General features: G+C 39.9%; 15 protein-coding genes. 9 read left to right on the top strand and 6 right to left on the bottom strand.

From position 1 onward, the window contains the following. Nucleotides 1-192 precede the first annotated feature (192 nt). From AACZ73_RS12985 to AACZ73_RS12950, 8 genes are all read left to right on the top strand, one after another. A complete protein-coding gene (locus tag AACZ73_RS12985) occupies nucleotides 193-405 on the top strand; it encodes a hypothetical protein (protein WP_339878428.1) in 213 nt (70 codons plus the stop codon). Further along, a complete protein-coding gene (locus tag AACZ73_RS12980) occupies nucleotides 402-1,814 on the top strand; it encodes a sodium:solute symporter family protein (protein ID WP_339878426.1) in 1,413 nt (470 codons plus the stop codon). The genes AACZ73_RS12985 and AACZ73_RS12980 overlap by 4 nt, the downstream gene beginning before the upstream one ends. Beyond that, nucleotides 1,804-3,183 carry a glycosyl hydrolase gene (locus AACZ73_RS12975; protein ID WP_339878424.1) on the top strand — a complete coding sequence of 460 codons (1,380 nt, stop codon included), beginning with the start codon at nucleotides 1,804-1,806 and terminating at the stop codon, nucleotides 3,181-3,183. Before AACZ73_RS12980 ends, AACZ73_RS12975 begins: the two co-directional genes overlap by 11 nt. Then, nucleotides 3,180-4,625, top strand: coding sequence for an NADH:flavin oxidoreductase (locus AACZ73_RS12970; RefSeq protein ID WP_339878422.1), 1,446 nt, complete (start codon nucleotides 3,180-3,182; stop codon nucleotides 4,623-4,625). The genes AACZ73_RS12975 and AACZ73_RS12970 overlap by 4 nt, the downstream gene beginning before the upstream one ends. Beyond that, the gene (locus AACZ73_RS12965; RefSeq protein WP_339878420.1) at nucleotides 4,622-5,392 is read left to right on the top strand and encodes a 3-ketoacyl-ACP reductase; all 771 of its coding nucleotides are present in this window, start codon (nucleotides 4,622-4,624) and stop codon (nucleotides 5,390-5,392) included. Before AACZ73_RS12970 ends, AACZ73_RS12965 begins: the two co-directional genes overlap by 4 nt. Before the next feature lie 73 nt (nucleotides 5,393-5,465). Then, the gene (locus tag AACZ73_RS12960; protein ID WP_339878419.1) at nucleotides 5,466-5,687 is read left to right on the top strand and encodes a DUF433 domain-containing protein; all 222 of its coding nucleotides are present in this window, start codon (nucleotides 5,466-5,468) and stop codon (nucleotides 5,685-5,687) included. Further along, nucleotides 5,684-6,025 carry a DUF5615 family PIN-like protein gene (locus AACZ73_RS12955; protein ID WP_339878417.1) on the top strand — a complete coding sequence of 114 codons (342 nt, stop codon included), beginning with the start codon at nucleotides 5,684-5,686 and terminating at the stop codon, nucleotides 6,023-6,025. The genes AACZ73_RS12960 and AACZ73_RS12955 overlap by 4 nt, the downstream gene beginning before the upstream one ends. Before the next feature lie 50 nt (nucleotides 6,026-6,075). Further along, nucleotides 6,076-7,179: a Gfo/Idh/MocA family oxidoreductase gene (locus AACZ73_RS12950; RefSeq protein ID WP_339878414.1), complete on the top strand. Its 1,104-nt coding sequence runs from the start codon at nucleotides 6,076-6,078 to the stop codon at nucleotides 7,177-7,179. A gap of 164 nt (nucleotides 7,180-7,343) precedes the next feature. Here the strand turns inward: AACZ73_RS12950 and AACZ73_RS12945 are convergent, their stop codons facing one another. The 5 genes from AACZ73_RS12945 to AACZ73_RS12925 all read right to left on the bottom strand — a co-directional run bounded on the left by AACZ73_RS12945 (nucleotide 7,344) and on the right by AACZ73_RS12925 (nucleotide 13,262). Next, nucleotides 7,344-8,159 (bottom strand): DUF1080 domain-containing protein, encoded by an 816-nt coding sequence (locus tag AACZ73_RS12945; RefSeq protein ID WP_339878412.1) that lies wholly within the window; start codon nucleotides 8,157-8,159, stop codon nucleotides 7,344-7,346. 79 nt (nucleotides 8,160-8,238) lie between these two features. Continuing rightward, nucleotides 8,239-9,144, bottom strand: coding sequence for a diacylglycerol kinase family protein (locus AACZ73_RS12940; protein ID WP_339878410.1), 906 nt, complete (start codon nucleotides 9,142-9,144; stop codon nucleotides 8,239-8,241). 4 nt (nucleotides 9,145-9,148) lie between these two features. Beyond that, nucleotides 9,149-10,111 (bottom strand): phosphatase domain-containing protein, encoded by a 963-nt coding sequence (locus tag AACZ73_RS12935; RefSeq protein WP_339878409.1) that lies wholly within the window; start codon nucleotides 10,109-10,111, stop codon nucleotides 9,149-9,151. Between the two features lie 107 nt (nucleotides 10,112-10,218). Further along, on the bottom strand, nucleotides 10,219-11,271 hold the full coding sequence (locus AACZ73_RS12930; RefSeq protein ID WP_339878407.1) for a M42 family metallopeptidase: 1,053 nt from the start codon (nucleotides 11,269-11,271) through the stop codon (nucleotides 10,219-10,221). Between the two features lie 107 nt (nucleotides 11,272-11,378). Further along, nucleotides 11,379-13,262, bottom strand: a complete 1,884-nt coding sequence (locus AACZ73_RS12925; RefSeq protein ID WP_339878405.1) for an amidophosphoribosyltransferase — start codon at nucleotides 13,260-13,262, stop codon at nucleotides 11,379-11,381. Nucleotides 13,263-13,883: 621 nt separating this feature from the next. Here AACZ73_RS12925 and AACZ73_RS12920 point away from each other — a divergent pair. Further along, the gene (locus AACZ73_RS12920) at nucleotides 13,884-15,290 is read left to right on the top strand and encodes a sigma-54 dependent transcriptional regulator (RefSeq protein ID WP_339878403.1); all 1,407 of its coding nucleotides are present in this window, start codon (nucleotides 13,884-13,886) and stop codon (nucleotides 15,288-15,290) included. Here AACZ73_RS12920 and AACZ73_RS12915 read toward each other — a convergent pair. Continuing rightward, complete coding sequence (locus AACZ73_RS12915; protein WP_339878401.1) at nucleotides 15,287-17,815, bottom strand: ATP-binding protein; 2,529 nt, start codon at nucleotides 17,813-17,815, stop codon at nucleotides 15,287-15,289. The genes AACZ73_RS12920 and AACZ73_RS12915 overlap by 4 nt on opposite strands. Nucleotides 17,816-17,856 lie beyond the last annotated feature (41 nt).

The following is a 17,856-nucleotide window of genomic DNA, read 5'->3' as shown; positions in this document are numbered from 1 at the left end:
CAGACTTTATTAAACACATCTACCTATTGTATTTACATAGTATTACTTACTCAATTTTATGGAATCCTTTTCGTAACAAATCACAACCAGCAATCTACTACAGGTTAGAATTAAAGAAGATAATTACTATTTTAAGCCGAACTTAAAATGATTTTTAGGTAAAACCCGAATTATCCAAAATAATCCTAACGTATGAAATCCAAACAATGGAAACAATTGGTGCTCGCTGTGATTGTATTGACAGTTGGCTCATATCTTTTTCTTTTTAAAGACGGAAAGCTTGATCCCACTTTGGCAAATGTGCCTTTCGTTTTTTGGTCGGGTTTCCTAATCACAGTGCTGGTTGTATTTGCAACATTTATTGCTTCAAAAGTATTTCCATTTGAAGATCCGAAGAAGCAATGATTGGATGGTTAGTATTCTTTTTCACCTTGTTCCTGGCGATGCTAGGATATGCATCTTATAGATCCTACAACAAAGAGAGAACCTCCGACGACTTTATTTTCGCAGGTTCAAATATTGGTACCATATTAGGGTTTTTGACCTTTTCAGCAGCATTATTCTCTGCTTTCACCTTTATGGGAATGCCGGATTTCTTCCGAACTCATGGTGTTGGCGCCTGGATTTTCCTGGCATTATCAGACGCGCTGATGGTCTTTTTCCTGATTTGGTTTGGATATGCTTTGCGAAAGCGGGCAACTATAAATGGATATAAAGGAGTCGCAGGACTAATGAAATCCTGCTATGAAAATTCCTTCGCTGGCTATCTGGTATTCGCCAGTGCATTCCTCTTTTTGATTCCTTATGTAGCCATTCAGATCCGCGGAATCTCCATCTTTCTGGACGCCGCTTTCCCTGACATGTTTCCTTATTGGGCATGGTCGGTTTTTTTGGTTGTCATCATGTTGATCTACTCGGAGATCGGCGGCCTAAAAGCCATAGTCTATAGCGATGCAATCCAAGGAGTGATTATGCTCACCGTAATCTGGATTATTGGCGTGACTTGCTTGCAAATGAGCGGAGGAATGGAAGCTGGTTTGGCAAAAGTATCTGAAACCAATCCCGACCTTCTTACTCTTCCTGGCCCAAAAGGCTTATTCACTTCGCCATTTCTAATTGCCTCAGCCATTGCGATTGTGCTTATTCCAGTTTCACAGCCACAATTCACTACCAGATTGGTGGTGATGAAAAGCTTGAAATCTGTTCACAGAATGGCTTATGCAGTTGGTATTTTCGCTATTCTGGTGATTTTACCCACAGCATTTATTGGGCTTTATGGAGCGATAAAATATCCTGATGCCAGTACTGCAGATTTCTTGACAAACGCGCTTCTCTTTGATCAGGCGGTACCAGTTGCAGCGCTCGCTGTGGTAGGTTTATTTGCGGCTTGTCTTTCTACTACCAATGCGCAAATCTTTGCCTTAGGCACGGAATTACGCTCCCTTCTTTCTGGGTCTGATAAATCCAACATGCGTATCACCAAGATTTCCATTTTGCTTTTCTCCATGATCGTTTTGGTGTTTTCTACCTATATGAGTGATGAACTGGTGCTATTAGCGAGAGTAAGTTTCGCAGGTACATCAATGATTGCTCCAGTGGTTTTGGGAGCGGTTATATTCAAAAATCCACCCAAAGAACTTATCTGGATTTCTATGCTAGCGCTGGTTACATTCTTATTATCTCTAATCGGAATTGTACCAAGTGTCATCGCAGGTTACCCTCTGGATTTCTTAATGTATTGCGTACTCTTTGTTTTAACTTTTACAGTGATGCTACGCCATCATTTGTCTCAAAAAACAAATCATGAAGCTTGATTCAACTATTTCAATTAATGACTTGGAAGCAGCCCTCAATAGATTTTGGGAGCTTTCCGGAAAAAAAATAAATCTGATCGAAAACTCTTTCGACACTGCGAATGGCGCTCCTGTTTTCACAGAAAAAGGGAAATATGTCACTCGAGGGTGGACAGAATGGACTCAAGGATTCCAATACGGATCGGCAATCCTGCAATTTGATGCGACGGGTGATGAGCACTTTTTGAAAATCGGTAGGGATAATACCTTGAATAAAATGGCTCCTCACCTTACGCATACCGGCGTGCATGACCATGGTTTCAATAATGTGAGTACCTACGGAAATCTACTTCGCCTGATCGAAGAAGGAAAAATCGAAGGTGCTGATTGGGAGAAAAACTTCTATCAACTTGCGCTAAAAGTAAGTGGAGCTGTGCAGGCAATGCGCTGGACAAATACGACTGACGGAGGCTACATTTATTCATTTAATGGCCCGCATTCACTTTTCGTGGACACGATTCGTTCATGTCGTGCTTTGGTAGTTTCACATGGCTTGGGACACGTTTTGCAGGGTGAAAATGACAAACGAATTTCACTTATCCAGCGGGCGATTCAGCACATTTTGAGTACCGTCAAGTATTCTATTTTCTACGGAAATGGCAGAGACACTTATGATATTTCAGGTAGAACCGCTCACGAGATTATCTTCAACACGAACGATGGTAATTACCGATGTCCTAATTCCCAGCAAGGCTATACGGGCTTCAGCACCTGGACGCGGGGTTTAGCTTGGGCAATCTGCGGATTGGGTGAAACGCTGGAAATTTTGGATAGTATTGATGAAAGAGACTATTCATCGGTTATCTCGAAAGCAGATCTTATCTCAGAATTAAAAAAAGCTGCAATTGCTACAACTGACTTTTACCTAGCAAATACTCCTACAGACGGCATTCCTTATTGGGATACTGGAGCACCAAATTTGCATAAAATGGGTGATTACCTAAACGTAAAATCAGATCCCTTCAATGCCTATGAGCCAATCGACTCTTCAGCTGCCTGCATTGCTGCACAAGGATTTATCCGGATCGGAAACTGGCTGAAAAGCTTGGATCCTGATCGATCAGAAAAGTACATTCAAGCAGGAATTCAGATAGCTAAAAACCTATTCTCTGAGCCTTACCTTTCTACAGATCCAGAGCATCAGGGTTTGATTTTGCATTCCATTTATCATCAACCAAACGGCTGGGATCATCGCCCGGATCCTACAAAAGCTCCATACGGAGAATCTTGCATGTGGGGAGATTACCATGCTCGAGAATTGGCGCTATTACTTCAGCGCATGCAAAAAGGCGAAAATTATTACAGCTTCTTTAACTGTGTAAGCCAATGAGCACTGGAAAATACAAACCTCAATACCCAAGAGTTGCCCAACTGAAAACAGGAGATCAACTTCGAGATCATCTTGCTAAGGAAGGTATAGCAATGGGTTTTGATGAAGAGTTGAAAACGGGTAGAAATTCTCCTTTTGCCAAAGGCCACACCACCAGGGCAGGAAATACCATAGGAAATGCCTTTTGCATCCTTCCGATGGAAGGTTGGGATGGCACAACCGATGGCAAACCCACAGAGCTAACCAAGAGACGCTGGAAAAACTTTGCGATCTCTGGAGCCAAATTACTTTGGGGCTGCGAAGCAGTTGCTGTACAAACAGCCGGAAGAGCAAACCCAAATCAACTCATGATCAATGAGCAAAATCTCGGTGATTTTGAGGAGCTATATAAAATGGTCGAATCGGAGCACGAGACAGCTTTTGGAAATGCAGATGATTTGCTTACTGGCTTGCAACTCACACATTCGGGCAGGTTTTGCAAGCCAAATAGCAAAACTAAAATGGAGCCTAAGATCCTCTATTCCCATCCGATTTTGAATAAGAAATTTGGCCTTGCCGAAGATTATCCGCTAATGACTGATGGAGAAATCTCTGAACTGATCGATGCCTATGTAATCGCAGCTGTACGGGCTCAGAAGGCAAGATTCAAATTTGTCGACATCAAGCATTGCCATGGTTATTTGGGACATGAGTTCTTGAGTGCCTATGATCGGGAGGGAAAATATGGAAAGTCTTTAGATAACAGAACTAGATTTATCCGGGAGATCGTAGCAGGAATCAGAGCAGAAGCGCCAGCACTGGAAATCGGAGTTCGTATGAGTATTTTTGACTGGATGCCTTTCAAACAAGGTCCAGATGGAACTGGAATCCCTGCCACAGACAGTCCATACAAATATGCTTTTGGCGGTGACGAATCAGGAATTGGCGAAAATCTATCTGAGTCTTTTGAGTTTTTAAAAGAATTAGAGAAACTAGATATAGAGCTGCTTTGTACGACAGCAGGTAGTCCATATTACAATCCACACATTCAGCGCCCTGCCCTTTTCCCTCCTTCAGATGGCTATATGCCTCCAGAAGACCCCCTTCATGGGGTGGCGCGACAAATCGCTGCTGTAAGCGAAGTGAAGAACGCTTTTCCAAGTTTTTATGCTGTGGGTTCCGGCTATTCTTATTTGCAAGAGTGGCTACCAAATGTCGCTCAAAATGTATTAGATACAGGAAAAGCAGATTCCATTGGCTTAGGTAGAATGGTACTCAGTTACCCGGAATTACCAGCAGACGTTTTGGAAGGAACTCCGATGAAGCGGGCAAAAATTTGTCGCACTTTCTCGGATTGTACTACTGCACCAAGAAACGGAATGATTTCTGGTTGTTTTCCATTGGATCCTTTTTACAAAAAAATGGAAATACACGAAACACTTAAAACTATCAAAGCATCATGAGTCGAGTAGCATTAGTCACCGGTGGATCACGAGGAATTGGTTTGGGCATAGCGCGAAAACTTGCAGAAGCTGGAATCAACCTAGCGATCAATGGTGTACGCGAGGAAGCGAATGTACGAGAAGCTTTGGAAGAACTGAAAGGCTATGGTGTCCGGGTAGAATATCTTCAAGGGAACATTGCTTCCGGTGAGGACCGAAGAGCGATTGTTGAAGGCTTGTTAGCGAAATTTGGTAAAATCGATATTCTGGTCAACAATGCCGGAGTGGCTCCAAGAACTAGAAGTGATTTCTTCGACGTGACTGAAGAAGACTATGATCATCTGATGGAGATCAATCAAAAAGGCACTTTTTTCTTGACGCAGGCTATTGCAAAATGGATGGCAGATTTGAAGAGAACTAACCCTGAATCGCAAATTTCAATCGTGAACATAACGTCTATTTCCGCTACTGTTGCTTCCACTACTCGTGCTTCTTATTGCATGTCCAAGTCTGCCCTATCTATGCTTTCCAAAGTTTTGACTGTGAAAATGGCAGAGTTTAATATCCCCGTTTATGAAATTCGCCCAGGTGTAATCGAAACGGATATGATCGAAAAAGTACGTGAAACATACCATCAGGGAGTGAAAAACGGGATGACACTAGAGCGAAGAATGGGAGTTCCTGAGGATATTGGCAAAGTAGTCGCTGCCTTAGTGAACGGTGATCTTCCCTATTCCACAGGTCAGGTAATTTGTGTGGATGGAGGAATGACTATTTCTAGGATGTAAAGAGGAATATTAGCCAATAACAACAAGAATATAATTTCGTAGACATTGTTAACTGATTTTACGACATTTAGCTATGGAACTTAATAAGTATATCGAAATCAATCCCAACAAGCGTTTTGGAAAACCATCGATAATAGGTACCAGAATTTCGGTAGCTGATGTATTAAACTGGTTGGCAAACGGGATGACCAAAGAAGAAATCATTTCTGATTTCCCTGAATTATCTGAAGAAAGTATCAATGCATGTTTATTTTTTGCAGCAACAAGAGAAAAACAACTCGGGATTGCATCATGAAAGTCTTGTTCGATCAGAACATTTCTTTCAAAATTGTAAAAAGGCTATCAGATATATATCCTGAAGCAAAACATGTACGAGAACTAGGAATTGAAAATTTCACAGATCATGAAATTTGGGGATATGCTAAACGAGAAGATTTTACCATTGTCACATTCGATGCTGATTTCTATCATTTTTCACTTATCTGGAACCATCCTCCAAAAATCATCTGGATTCGCTCCATCAATCAAACTACAAGCATGATTGAATCTCTTTTGCGAAAACATCATAGAGATTTAGAACTTTTTAAGGCTGACGAATCGCTATCTTGTCTCGAACTAATTGGCAATTCATAATTTCTAAAACTACTTCATTTTAAAAGCTTAAATTCTCAAACTACCAACCCATGAAAACCCATTTCTTCCTCAGTTTCTTTTTAGTAGTACTTTTAAGTATAAACTCATTTGCCCAGCAGAAGCGAACCAAAATCGGAGTAGCAGGACTCACACATGGACATGTTGGTTGGATTCTAAATGCAAAAGATCGCGGAGATTTAGAGATTGTAGGAATCGCAGAACCCAACAGAGAACTAGCAAAGCGACTGACAGAGCAGCATGGGATATCAATGGATCTGGTTTTTGATACCATGGAAGAAATGCTTGATAAAACCAACCCTGAGGCTGTTACCGCTTTCGGAAATATATATGATCATCTCTCTGTAGTTGAGGCATGTGCACCTAGAGGCATTCATGTGATGGTGGAAAAGCCTCTGGCAGTAAGTTTAGAGCACGCTAAAAAAATGAAGGCTTTAGCTGAAAAGCACAATATTCATCTTATCACAAACTACGAGACGACTTGGTATCCGAGCACCTTCAAAGCATATGAAATCTTGCAAAGTGGAGAAGTAGGAGATCTTCGCAAAGTAGTAGTTCGCGACGGTCACAAAGGACCAAAAAAAATAGGTGTGAGTAATGAATTCCTGGAATGGCTAACAGACCCAAAACTCAATGGCGGGGGAGCAATAATAGATTTTGGATGTTACGGTGCAAATCTGGTGACCTGGCTAGAAAGTGGAAAACGACCTAAATCTGTCACTGCCGTGACGCAGCAACTACAGCCGGAAAACAATCCAAAAGTAGATGACGAAGGAACTATAATCCTGAATTACGACGATTCACAAGCGATTATTCAAGCTTCATGGAACTGGCCAATCGGCAGAAAAGATATGGAGATTTACGGTCTTACTGGCGCAATCTATGCCGATAATCCAACAGATGTGCGTGTACTAAATGCTGAAGGCTATTCCGGATTTGAAGAAACTGAATACAAGCTGAAATATGAAAACACTCCTTTCGAAGACCCTTTCACGTTATTCCTAGCGGTTATTAACGGCGATCTTGTCCTTGACGAGTATGCTTTACCATCTTTAGAGAATAATATGATTGTGGTAGAAATTCTCTCTGCAGCTGTGGAAAGTGCCAGGACTGGCAAGACGGTTTATTTGAAGTGATGGAGGCGGGAAGTTGGGGAGTTAGGAAGCTGGAGGTTTTCTTGTTTATGAGACTGCTATCTGTATAAAAAAGCCGTTCGTGAGGACACGAACGGCTGCAAATTATTATTTCTTGACTCTTGATTCTAAAATCTTGCTACTTACGTTTAGGTACTAGCTACTTTTTAAAGCTCCTTAATCTTCAAATTCTTAAATATCACTCCCTGACCCTCGCTCTGTAATCCAATATATCCATCGGTCAGCGCTTTACCATCTTCCTTGTATTTAGGATCAAAATTATTTGCAACTCCACCGCCAATCTGAGGCTTAGTGTATTGTAAAACAGTATCTCCATTTACCATGTGAATAACCAATGAATCACCGTATACAATGAGATCAGCCTTTACCCATTCATTCCATTTAAAAGTTGGGGATGAAGAATTGATGCAATGCCGTGGATCTTTTTCACCTTCAAAAAACACATCAGTTCCAGGTGAGCACATATTCCCAGTTGGTCTAGGAACGCCTTCTTCTTCCTCAGCCAGCATTTGCCACTCCACTGAAATAGGCCAATCCTGTTCTTTTAAAATAGTTTCGGGAGCTTGGGAATGGAACATCACACCGCTGTTTCTATAAGTATAGCTCGCTGCATCTTCCAGCCACTGGTCAGTAAATCTATATTCCCAAGTCATATGAAAAGATGAAAATGGCTTCTCATAAAACAAATGTCCATAACGGTCATTGAAACCTTCTTTATAGTCGTCGTAATTAACTTCTATAGCTCCGTCTATAACCCGAAAGGTGTTTTGATAATTATCTCCTGACTCATGATGAAAAATTTTAGGAGTCCATCCTTTTAGGTTTTTCCCATTAAACATTTCAATCCATTCTGAATCAGACTCTTCTATCACTTGGACTTCTGACTGTTGAACATCTTTTTTCTCAGAACAGGATATTAAGATTGTCCCTAAAATGGACGCTAAAATGACTTTTTTAAACATGGAGGTAAAAATTGATTTTAAAAGATAAAGTAAGTTAATGATTTCCTACTTCTTAAAAACCGAATTTGGATAAGTGTCCTCATTCTCCTGAAGCATGGCATTGTGCAAAGGATTTTCCTGTAAGAAACTTAAAAGCATGTTTATCTATTTTGGCGGAGACCTTCTCTGGACTTTTCATCATCTCCCCATCAATCTGAAATTCTGCACCTTCCAGATTAATAATTTCGCAGCTTGTGACACTCCATGAATTTATCCCTTCCAGTTCGTGAAGATCGCCTTTTACAAATCCAATCGTCATTTTCAGATAGTGTTCAACGGTTTCGGGATTTATGGAAATTACTTCAAATTTACCATCGTCCATGATACCATTGCAATTCACAATAGCTCCTGTACCATATCTATCTCCATTGGCTATAACAATCATTTTGGCCGAGAGATCAATCGTTTCCCCATCGATCTTCAATTGAAAATTCATGGATTCGGTACCGAATATTTCGCCTAAAGAGTGTTTTACATACCCAAGCATTCCCCTAGAGTCATCCTTCTCAAATTTCTGGATCAAATTGGCATTGATTCCAAAATCAGCTAGATGCAGGCAAAGCTCACCATCGATATCAATAGCATCTATATTATGCACATCAAAGATTTTAATCGCTTCCCAAGCTTCTTCCAGTGTATCAATTCCCATACATTTTGCCAGACCATTTGCAGATCCAAGAGGAGCAATCACTAAAGGTACGGTTAGTCCGCGCAGACTTTTTGCCACCAACTTCACAGTACCATCTCCACCTCCGACTATTACCAGATCAGGTTTTAAATTCTCAAATTGAAGTTTGATGAGTTCAGAATCGTCTTCTCCTGTAGTCTCTACAATTTTAACTTGGTAATCTGAGAGTTTCTCCTCAACCACTTCATCCAATTCCTCTCTACTCAATCCATTTTTACCGGAGGCAGGATTGAAAACAAACAAACAGCTTTTGCGCATATAATTATATTATCATTTCTTTTTCGGCTATAGCGATAGCTTCGTCCGAGGTTTCCACAAAGTGAAAATGTTCCATATTAATCAAGTCCGATAATTTCTGCTTTCTCTCATCGTCCAACACATCGACTAATCGAATAAATACCCCCCTAATTCTTCGTGGGTGGCTTTGGAGTATTTGCGCATAAATCTCGGGATCCTGCTGTCCGCTATCCCCTATCAGATAAAAAGACATATCAGGATACATACCGAAAATCAACTCAATTTTATCAAGCTTGTGTTGGTGATCTCCTCCACCTGATTTCCAAATATTTCTTAGGTTAATATGTTTGTCCTTTAGTAAAATCGGACCATTTGGTATATGTCGGAATTTCATGAAATCCCTGATCAAATCAAATAGGGACCAATCACTGCTGGAGACATAAAATATGGGTAATTGCCCGTTCTCAGTAAGTTTTTTATAAAAATCAGACACCCCAGGTAATGGCCTTCTAGTGAAAGCATTTTTCGAGATTGATAGCCAAAATTTCTTTCCAATATCTGTAGAATGAGAAATAATGACGGTATCATCAATATCTGAAATCACTCCGGTCGGACCAGAATAATGGTTCACTTCGAGCTTAGCTACTTGTGATTTTTTGGAAACTGGCTCTAGTACTTTAAATGTAACAATTTCCTTTGATCCTTCATTGGGCTGGTAATCCCCAATACGTAACTCGAAAACCCCATTCTCATCCGTGGAAATCACATAACTAACTTCCTGAAATTTGATCTCTACTTTAGCAGAAGGGATAGATGACCCGGAATACCGCTTTATAGAAGCAAGGATGTTTTTAAGCCAATTGTTGCGGGAGGAAGGTCTCTTGTCTGTATAGGCACTAATTACTCTGCCTTTCAGAAAAACTTCTTTATTGTTTCCAAAAGCCAAAAAAGGTTCAACAATGATTTTATCCCTTTTTACAAATTTCATGAAAAATTATACTGATTATATTCATCAATTAAGGCAAAAATTAGGCATAACCAGCATCAAAATAAAAAATCAGCCCTTTAAACAAAATATCCAAAGGGCTAATCTGGTCAGTGCTGCCAATCGTATTCATCAATCTGCTCCAGGCAAGCCTTTAGCAAAGCAATAGAATCCGCTATATCTTTCTTATGAGCCATTTCGATCACTTGATGCAAATGTCTCGTCGGGATAGAAATCGCGCCTGCTATCGCCCCCTGTTTACCCATTCGCTGTACTCCAGCAGTATCTGTTCCGCCCGCCACAAGTATTTCAGGTTGCCAAGAGATCGCAGACTTGTCAGCTGTTTGCTTCATAAATTCCACCATACGATAATCACAAATCGTCATCGCATCCATGATTTTTATTGCTGTGCCTTTTCCAAGTTCGGTGACTTTTTCATGGGCTTGCGCTCCCGGCACATCAAATGCAATAGTGGTATCCAAGGCAATTCCAAAATCGGGATTGATTCCATGGGCAGCCACATTTGCCCCGCGTAAACCTACTTCTTCCTGAACTGTAAAAGTTGCATAGACATCGTAAGCAGGATTTTCAAGTTGTTTCAATGTCTCAATTAGGATAAATACTGCCACTCTATTATCGATGGATTTGCAATTAACACAATCACCCATCTCAATCAATTCCCGATCTCTGGTGACAGGATTGCCCACTGTAACCAATTTTTCCACTTCTCCCTTAGGCATACCCATGTCGATAAAAAAGTCAGTTGTCTTAGGCAGTTTGGTTCTTTCCTCTGCAGACATCACGTGAATAGGCTTACTTCCCATCACTCCTACCAAATCTTTTTTTCCATGTACGATTACGCGCTGGGCAGTAAGTGTTTTAGGATCAAATCCACCTAAAGTATGGAATCTCAAAAAACCATTATCATCAATATGAGTAACTATAAAGCCGATCTCATCCATATGGGCAGCTACCATCACTCGCTTTCCATCGGGATTTCTCTGCCCCTTCTTAATGGCAATCACATTACCTATGTTATCTACTTTAACCTCGTCAGCCAGTGGCGTAACCAAGTCAATTACCAAATCTCTAACTCTTTTCTCAAAACCTGGAGCTCCTGCGATTTCGCAGATTTCCGTTAAAAGGCCTACGTTTATATCCATTTTATATTTTTTTCTTCTTGGGTGAAATTAAGAATTTGAAGTTATTGGCACTAAAAAAGGCACAGAGAATATATTCCTGTGCCTTTGATTATAGAGTTATAATATTTTTAGTATGCTCTCACAGTTTTGCCTTCCATGTAATTCACAAATGACTTGTTCACCACTCTCATTCCTCCAGTTGTCGGATAGTTCCCAGTGAAATACCAATCTCCTAGATGATCAGGACAGCATTTATGAAGGTTATCCACTGTTTGGTAGATGACTTTCACTTCAGCTTTGATGTCTTCATTTGTAACGATTTCTGAGATTTTCTCAGATATTTCATCATCGGTAAAGGAATTATAAATGCCTTTGACAAAGTTTTCTGTAGAATAAGGAAAAGCGACACAAGAATCATAAACCTGATCAAGTGTATTATCAATTTTTCTTTCTTTAAGCAAAGCTAGCGCTGCTCTAAAAGCAATAAACTCCTTCATTTTTGACATGTCTATGCCATAGCAATCTGGGAATCTAATCTGAGGAGCAGAAGAAACTATGATGATACGCTTTGGATTCAATTTATCCAGCGTAGTCAAAATACTTTTCTCCAGCGTAGTACCCCGAACAATACTATCATCTATCACCACCAAAGTATCAATGCCTGATTTGATTACTTCATAGGTAGTATCATACACATTCGCTACTATAGTGTCACGATCTTCGTCATTCGTAATGAAAGTTCGCAGCTTCACATCTTTGCTTACGAGTTTTTCCACTCTCGGCCGGAAATTCAACAATTCATCTAAATCTCCCATGTGAGGCTTCCCATCCACAAAGACCTCTCTTCTTTTGGCAGCCAAATAATCCTCCAAACCTTCTATCATACCCAAGAAGGCTGTTTCAGCAGTATTCGGAATATAAGAAAAGACGGTGTTTTTCAGATCAAAGTCTATTGCTTTTAAAATCTGCGGTATCAATGCTTTACCAAGATTTTTCCGCTCTTGATAGATATTAGGGTCAGTGCCTCTGGAGAAATAAATACGCTCAAATGAGCAAGACTTTTTCTCCCTTGCAGGCATGATTTCCGATTCAGCATAAGAGCCATCTTTATTGATCACTAGGGCATGACCAGGCTGAATCTCTTTGATGGAATTGAAATTTATATTGAAAGCGGATTTGATAGCAGGCTTTTCGGAGGCAACCACGATCACTTCATCATCAGCATAATAATAAGCAGGACGGATACCTGAAGGATCTCTTACCACAAAGGAAGAACCATTTCCTACTATACCAGCCATAGCATATCCTCCATCAAAATCTCTACATGACCTTCGGAGAATTCTAGCCATATCCAATTCATCCTCTATTACTTGAGTAATCTGTTCATTGGAGAATTGATGCTTGTACTTATCAAAAATACGCTGATTCTCTTCATCCAAGAAGTGGCCGATTTTCTCCATCACAGTGACAGTATCGGTTTTTTCTTTTGGATGCTGACCTAGTTGTACAAGCTTATCAAAAAGCTCCTCCACATTGGTCATGTTGAAGTTTCCGGCCATTACTAGGTTACGGCTTCTCCAGTTATTTTGCTTTAAAAAAGGGTGACAAGTCTCAATTGAATTTTCTCCATGAGTTCCGTATCTCAAGTGTCCAAGCCAAACTTCCCCTGTAAAGGCAATATTTTCCTTTAACCAGTTTCCATCAGAAAGCGCATCATGGCCTCCGATTTTCTTCGCTTTTTTGTACTTACGGTTGATCTTGTCAAAGATGTAATTTACTGCCGAAGGTTCGATGGATCTATATCTGCTAATATATCTCGTTCCTGGCTTGGTGTCAATTTTTACATTGGCTACACCCGCACCATCCTGACCTCTATTTATTTGTTTTTGCATCAGGACATAGAGCCTATTAGAGGCAAAAGCCGCTGTCCCATATTTATCGATGTAATATTGGGCAGGTTTTCGCAATCTAATCATTGCTATGCCGCATTCGTGTTTGATAGCGTCACTCATAGAGTCTGGCAAATGTTATTTTGAAGAATCAAAGGTAGTTGTTTTTTGAAGATATTTTTGGCAAAATAAGTTCTCTTTGCTTCCTAAAAATTTGGCAAATATTATCTCTTTTGATCTATCTCAAATTCCCCACCATGAATTTTATATTATTTTGAATCAACAAATTGCCCGAATGCTCCACATTAAATTCTACCGCTTTTCTTCAAAATGCACCCTATTTCCTATTAATCACAGTTGGCACAGTGATAGATGCTAATCTAGCTGAAGGATTTATTAATTCTTTTCTCCGATTCTCTCCAAGTATCATAAAACTTATAGAGTGAATTTAAATTTTAAAGAATCCAGAGAATTAACCAAAATTAATAGGAATCAATAACTCTCTGAAAATCACAAAAAGAATTACGATTACTGATTTTAAGAAATTTTGAAACAGGAGAATTACCTCGATCTATAGATAGTTTTCCATATAAATCATTACCGGCCTAGAGTCCGAATCCAAAATTATTAGAAAAATTTCCTTGAAGGAAAATTAAGAATAGTTGCTCAATCCCTTAAGTCAAAACGCACTGGACAGTTGTCTGGTGCTTTTTTTGTTAATTGCATTTCCAAAGAGAGTAAATCATGAAGAATATATTATTAGTAGAAGATGATCTGACATATTCAAGGATAGTTAAAACCTTTCTTGAGAAAAATGGATTTACTGTTCAGACTGCCATCAAGGTCAAAGAAGCACAACAATTATTTAGCAATTCAAAATTTGATTTGATCATAGCGGATTTCAGGCTGCCTGATGGGACTGGAATGGAGCTATTACAATGGTCAAAAAGTAATTACCCACAAACTCAGGTGATCCTGATCACACATTATTCGGATATTCGAATTGCGATCAAGGCTATGAAACTTGGGGCTTTTGAATACATTACCAAGCCTATCAACCCTGATGAGCTTTTGGCAACAGTTAAAGAATCCCTTTCAACCCAAATACCGCAGGTTTTTTCTCCTGAAGTTGCACCGGACACTTCTAGTTCTGCACAAAACAGTATTTCCAAAAGTAGTTATGTAGTTGGCGGTTCTGCTGAAGCGGATAAGCTGGAAAAGCACATCCAATTGGTAGCGCCAACTGACTTGAGCGTGCTTGTTCTTGGCGAGACTGGAACAGGGAAAGAATTTATCTCCAGAAGGATCCACGATCTATCTGCTAGGAAAGACGGACCATTTATCGCGATTGATTGTGGTGCTTTACCAAAAGAGCTAGCGGGAAGCGAGTTATTCGGGCATGTAAAAGGTGCGTTCACAGGAGCACTGGATAATAAGACCGGTCACTTCGAAATGGCAAATGGAGGAACTATCTTCCTGGATGAAATCGGTAATCTGGGCTATGAAGTACAAGTTCAGCTACTAAGAGCTATACAGGAAAGAACTATCCGTAAAATTGGCGGAAACAAAGAAATACAGATTGATGTCCGGATCATTGCAGCCACAAATGACAATTTGATTTCTCTTGCTGGAGATGGCAGTTTCAGGGAAGATTTGTACCATAGATTGAACGAATTCACCTTAAGTGCTATCCCGCTTCGTAATAGAAAAGAAGATCTGGAAGATTTTGCGGATCAATTCCTGGAAGAAAGCAATGAAAGGCTTGGTAAAATTGTGAAAGGTTTTTCACCAGAGGTATGGGAAATATTCCTGGGGTATGACTGGCCAGGTAATCTTCGTGAATTACGTAATATAATTAAGCGTGCAGTACTTTTGACATCTGGATCTTATGTGGAGAAAGAATCACTTCCAGTAGATCTCTATGAGCCTCTCTCCAGCAACTCAGGAATGCGAGGATCAAATCAATCCTTTTCCGGAACGACTGATCTTCCATCACCTAAAGATTATAAATCACACTGGGTGGAGCAGGAAAAAGAATTAATTCAGAAAGTGCTGATGGACACTAAATTTAACAAATCTAAAACTGCAAGAATATTAAATATGGACCGTAAGACTCTCTATAGCAAAATGGAGAAATACGGTCTGGATTAATTTAATTCCTCAACCGTTTTAAAACTAGTCTCGGAAAGTGCTAACAGTAAGATATTGATTTCCTTGTCCAACTGATTCAGCGTTTCGCCGAGACCATTTTTGTTTCCTATTTTAAGATTATTTTCCACCCTTCGGGCGATGTGTCCTGCGGAACTTTTTATCTGGCCCAGACGACTTCCTAGCTGATGGCAGATTTCTAAAATTTGATCGTAATTATTGTTCAGACGAGCTCTCCTCAACTTTTCCATATCTTTTCGGGTCTCGACAATAAGTTCGCGCACGATGTCCTGAAGCAGTGCCTCGTCACCCATACAGAATCTTGAAAGATCATTCAGTTGGAAAAGACTACCCTCCGATTCGCCTATTTGCTGGTCAGCAGGAGTGTCCCTGAATACATGATCTGGAAAAAACTTACCTAATATCTCTATTAAAACACGCTCCTGAAAAGGTTTGAAAATAATATCGGTGAATCCATTTTCCAACATTTTATCCCGCTCTTCGACAAAAACATTCGCAGTCATTGCAACTACAGGAATATCCTTGTATTTATCCATATTGCGCAGTTTTCTTACTACATCAAACCCTGAAAATTCAGGCATTTGTATGTCCAAAATCACAAGATCAAAATCAACCTCCTCAAACTCATCCCTAAACTTAGTGCCTCCGGTATATGCGGTGATTGTGGCGCCGAAGTAGCTCAAGATAGTTTCCAAATATCTGATTCCTACTTTATCATCATCAACCAGAAGGATATTTAATCCTGTCAGATCCAAGGAAACAATTTCGTCTGGATTAATTTCCTCCTTCAATGATTCTGTGCAAACCATAGGCAGTTGTACCAACATGGTTGTCCCCCTATGCTCTACACTGGAAACCTTTATCTCACCCTTCATCAGCGAAACCAGTCTTTGCACAATAGCCAATCCTAAACCAGTACCTCCATATCTTCTGGAAATTGATGTATCAGCTTGATCAAATTCTCTAAATACCTTTTCCAGAACTTCTGGCGACATCCCAATACCTGTGTCCCTAATTTCCACAGATAGTAGGTCTTTCACCCACCTCACATTTACACAAATTGACCCCTCTGAGGTGAATTTGAATGAATTGCTGAGTAGGTTATTAAGTATTTGCTTAAGCCTAAGTTGATCTCCGATCAACCATTTATCTTCAGGAAGATCTAAAGACCACTCAAAATCAACTTTCTTCTCTACTGCCTGGAGTTCGAAGAAACTCTGTAAAGAACTGAAAAGTGACTCAGGATCAAATGGATGCGCATCTAATTTCAACTTTCCTGCTTCCAGCTTAGAGAAATCCAGTACTTCATCCACAATTTCCATTAAAGTATCAGAAGCAAAGCCTATCATCCTTAAATGAGATTGCTGACCAGAGTCAAGTTCGGATTTTTCCAAAACAGATCGGTAGCCTTGAATCACATGTAGTGGGTTTCTGATTTCGTGGCTCATATTTGCAAGAAACTCCTGCTTAGATCTAGCCAGTTGCTCAGATTTCTTTCTTGAAAGCTCAAGATTTTCCTGATATTTTTTAGTCACTTTAATCTCTTTCAGGATAGAATAGACCATTATACCAGCTCCAATCAATGCCAAAATAACAATCATGATCAGTATGTAAGTCATGTCTACAGTAAGATTGTAAGCATAACTGTTTTGTGCCTCCGATTTATCCAGAGCACGTTGTTGAAGCGTGGTAACTAGGTTTTGAATTGTATTAATGATCTTAATTTGACTGACGGATATGTCAGCTTCCATCTTCGCAAGCCTTTGTCTTTGAATGGACTCTTCTCTGTTGACTTTATTCAAAGTCCCCTTAATATTGTATAATACGCTATCTAAGGTCTGAACTTGGGGTAATTTTGGATCCCGGAGATTTTGCTTTTGCAAATCACGTAAGTATGCAATTGACTTATCGTCTTCCTTTACAATTATTTTCTTTTGAAAATCGTCGCCGAATTTTGCTTCCTGACGGGAAGCAACTTCCTGCTGTAGTTCGTTGAAAAGATAATCTTTAGGGTTTATTTTCTCGATAGGCTGCAGCTCCTGTATAGCTGCACGTCTCCGAATTCCTAGCTCTACTTTACTTATAGCCTCTTGGTTGTAATTTCGATTTGCAAGGCTTGTCTTGACATTATATAGGCTTTCATAACCTTGAACAAGCGTGTCCAAATTTGTTTGAACGCTATGTATATAGGCATTTTCAAGTGAGTCTTCTGCCAAAGAGGATAATTCCCGCAACTTTTCCCTCAAAGAATTAATACTTGTGTCTTGGACTCTAAAATCCTTATCAATTCTGGAATGATCGACTTGGGTGATGTGTATAAACTCAGCTTGGAGGTCATTTAGGAGGTTTAGTCTCTGATTTGGCGCCGCCAAATCCTTCATCGTTTCTAATAGCTTATTTTGGGTAAAATAAGTTAGTCCTGCCATTCCTATTAGGAAAACAGCAGCTATCAGGAAGCCTGTAATGACTTTACCAGCTGTATTGGAATTTGGGGATATTTTATTCATCAAAAACACATTACCCCAGGAACCAATAATTATTCCAAACG

The sequence above is a fragment of the uncultured Algoriphagus sp. genome (assembly GCF_963974835.1).
In the GTDB taxonomy this organism is placed as follows: domain Bacteria; phylum Bacteroidota; class Bacteroidia; order Cytophagales; family Cyclobacteriaceae; genus Algoriphagus.
The sequence above is the reverse complement of the archived record's forward strand: the minus strand, read 5'-3'. Positions and strand labels throughout refer to the sequence as shown.

Excerpts from the sequence above, each read along its gene's own strand:
- AACZ73_RS12930 (WP_339878407.1), bottom strand. The coding sequence starts at position 11,271 with ATGGATATAAACGTAGGCCTTTTAACGGAAATCTGCGAAATCGCAGGA.
- AACZ73_RS12915 (WP_339878401.1), bottom strand. The coding sequence starts at position 17,815 with ATGAATAAAATATCCCCAAATTCCAATACAGCTGGTAAAGTCATTACA.
- AACZ73_RS12940 (WP_339878410.1), bottom strand. The coding sequence starts at position 9,144 with ATGCGCAAAAGCTGTTTGTTTGTTTTCAATCCTGCCTCCGGTAAAAAT.
- AACZ73_RS12935 (WP_339878409.1), bottom strand. The coding sequence starts at position 10,111 with ATGAAATTTGTAAAAAGGGATAAAATCATTGTTGAACCTTTTTTGGCT.
- AACZ73_RS12980 (WP_339878426.1), top strand. The coding sequence starts at position 402 with ATGATTGGATGGTTAGTATTCTTTTTCACCTTGTTCCTGGCGATGCTA.
- AACZ73_RS12960 (WP_339878419.1), top strand. The coding sequence starts at position 5,466 with ATGGAACTTAATAAGTATATCGAAATCAATCCCAACAAGCGTTTTGGA.
- AACZ73_RS12925 (WP_339878405.1), bottom strand. The coding sequence starts at position 13,262 with ATGAGTGACGCTATCAAACACGAATGCGGCATAGCAATGATTAGATTG.
- AACZ73_RS12950 (WP_339878414.1), top strand. The coding sequence starts at position 6,076 with ATGAAAACCCATTTCTTCCTCAGTTTCTTTTTAGTAGTACTTTTAAGT.
- AACZ73_RS12955 (WP_339878417.1), top strand. The coding sequence starts at position 5,684 with ATGAAAGTCTTGTTCGATCAGAACATTTCTTTCAAAATTGTAAAAAGG.
- AACZ73_RS12970 (WP_339878422.1), top strand. The coding sequence starts at position 3,180 with ATGAGCACTGGAAAATACAAACCTCAATACCCAAGAGTTGCCCAACTG.
- AACZ73_RS12975 (WP_339878424.1), top strand. The coding sequence starts at position 1,804 with ATGAAGCTTGATTCAACTATTTCAATTAATGACTTGGAAGCAGCCCTC.
- AACZ73_RS12945 (WP_339878412.1), bottom strand. The coding sequence starts at position 8,159 with ATGTTTAAAAAAGTCATTTTAGCGTCCATTTTAGGGACAATCTTAATA.
- AACZ73_RS12920 (WP_339878403.1), top strand. The coding sequence starts at position 13,884 with ATGAAGAATATATTATTAGTAGAAGATGATCTGACATATTCAAGGATA.
- AACZ73_RS12965 (WP_339878420.1), top strand. The coding sequence starts at position 4,622 with ATGAGTCGAGTAGCATTAGTCACCGGTGGATCACGAGGAATTGGTTTG.
- AACZ73_RS12985 (WP_339878428.1), top strand. The coding sequence starts at position 193 with ATGAAATCCAAACAATGGAAACAATTGGTGCTCGCTGTGATTGTATTG.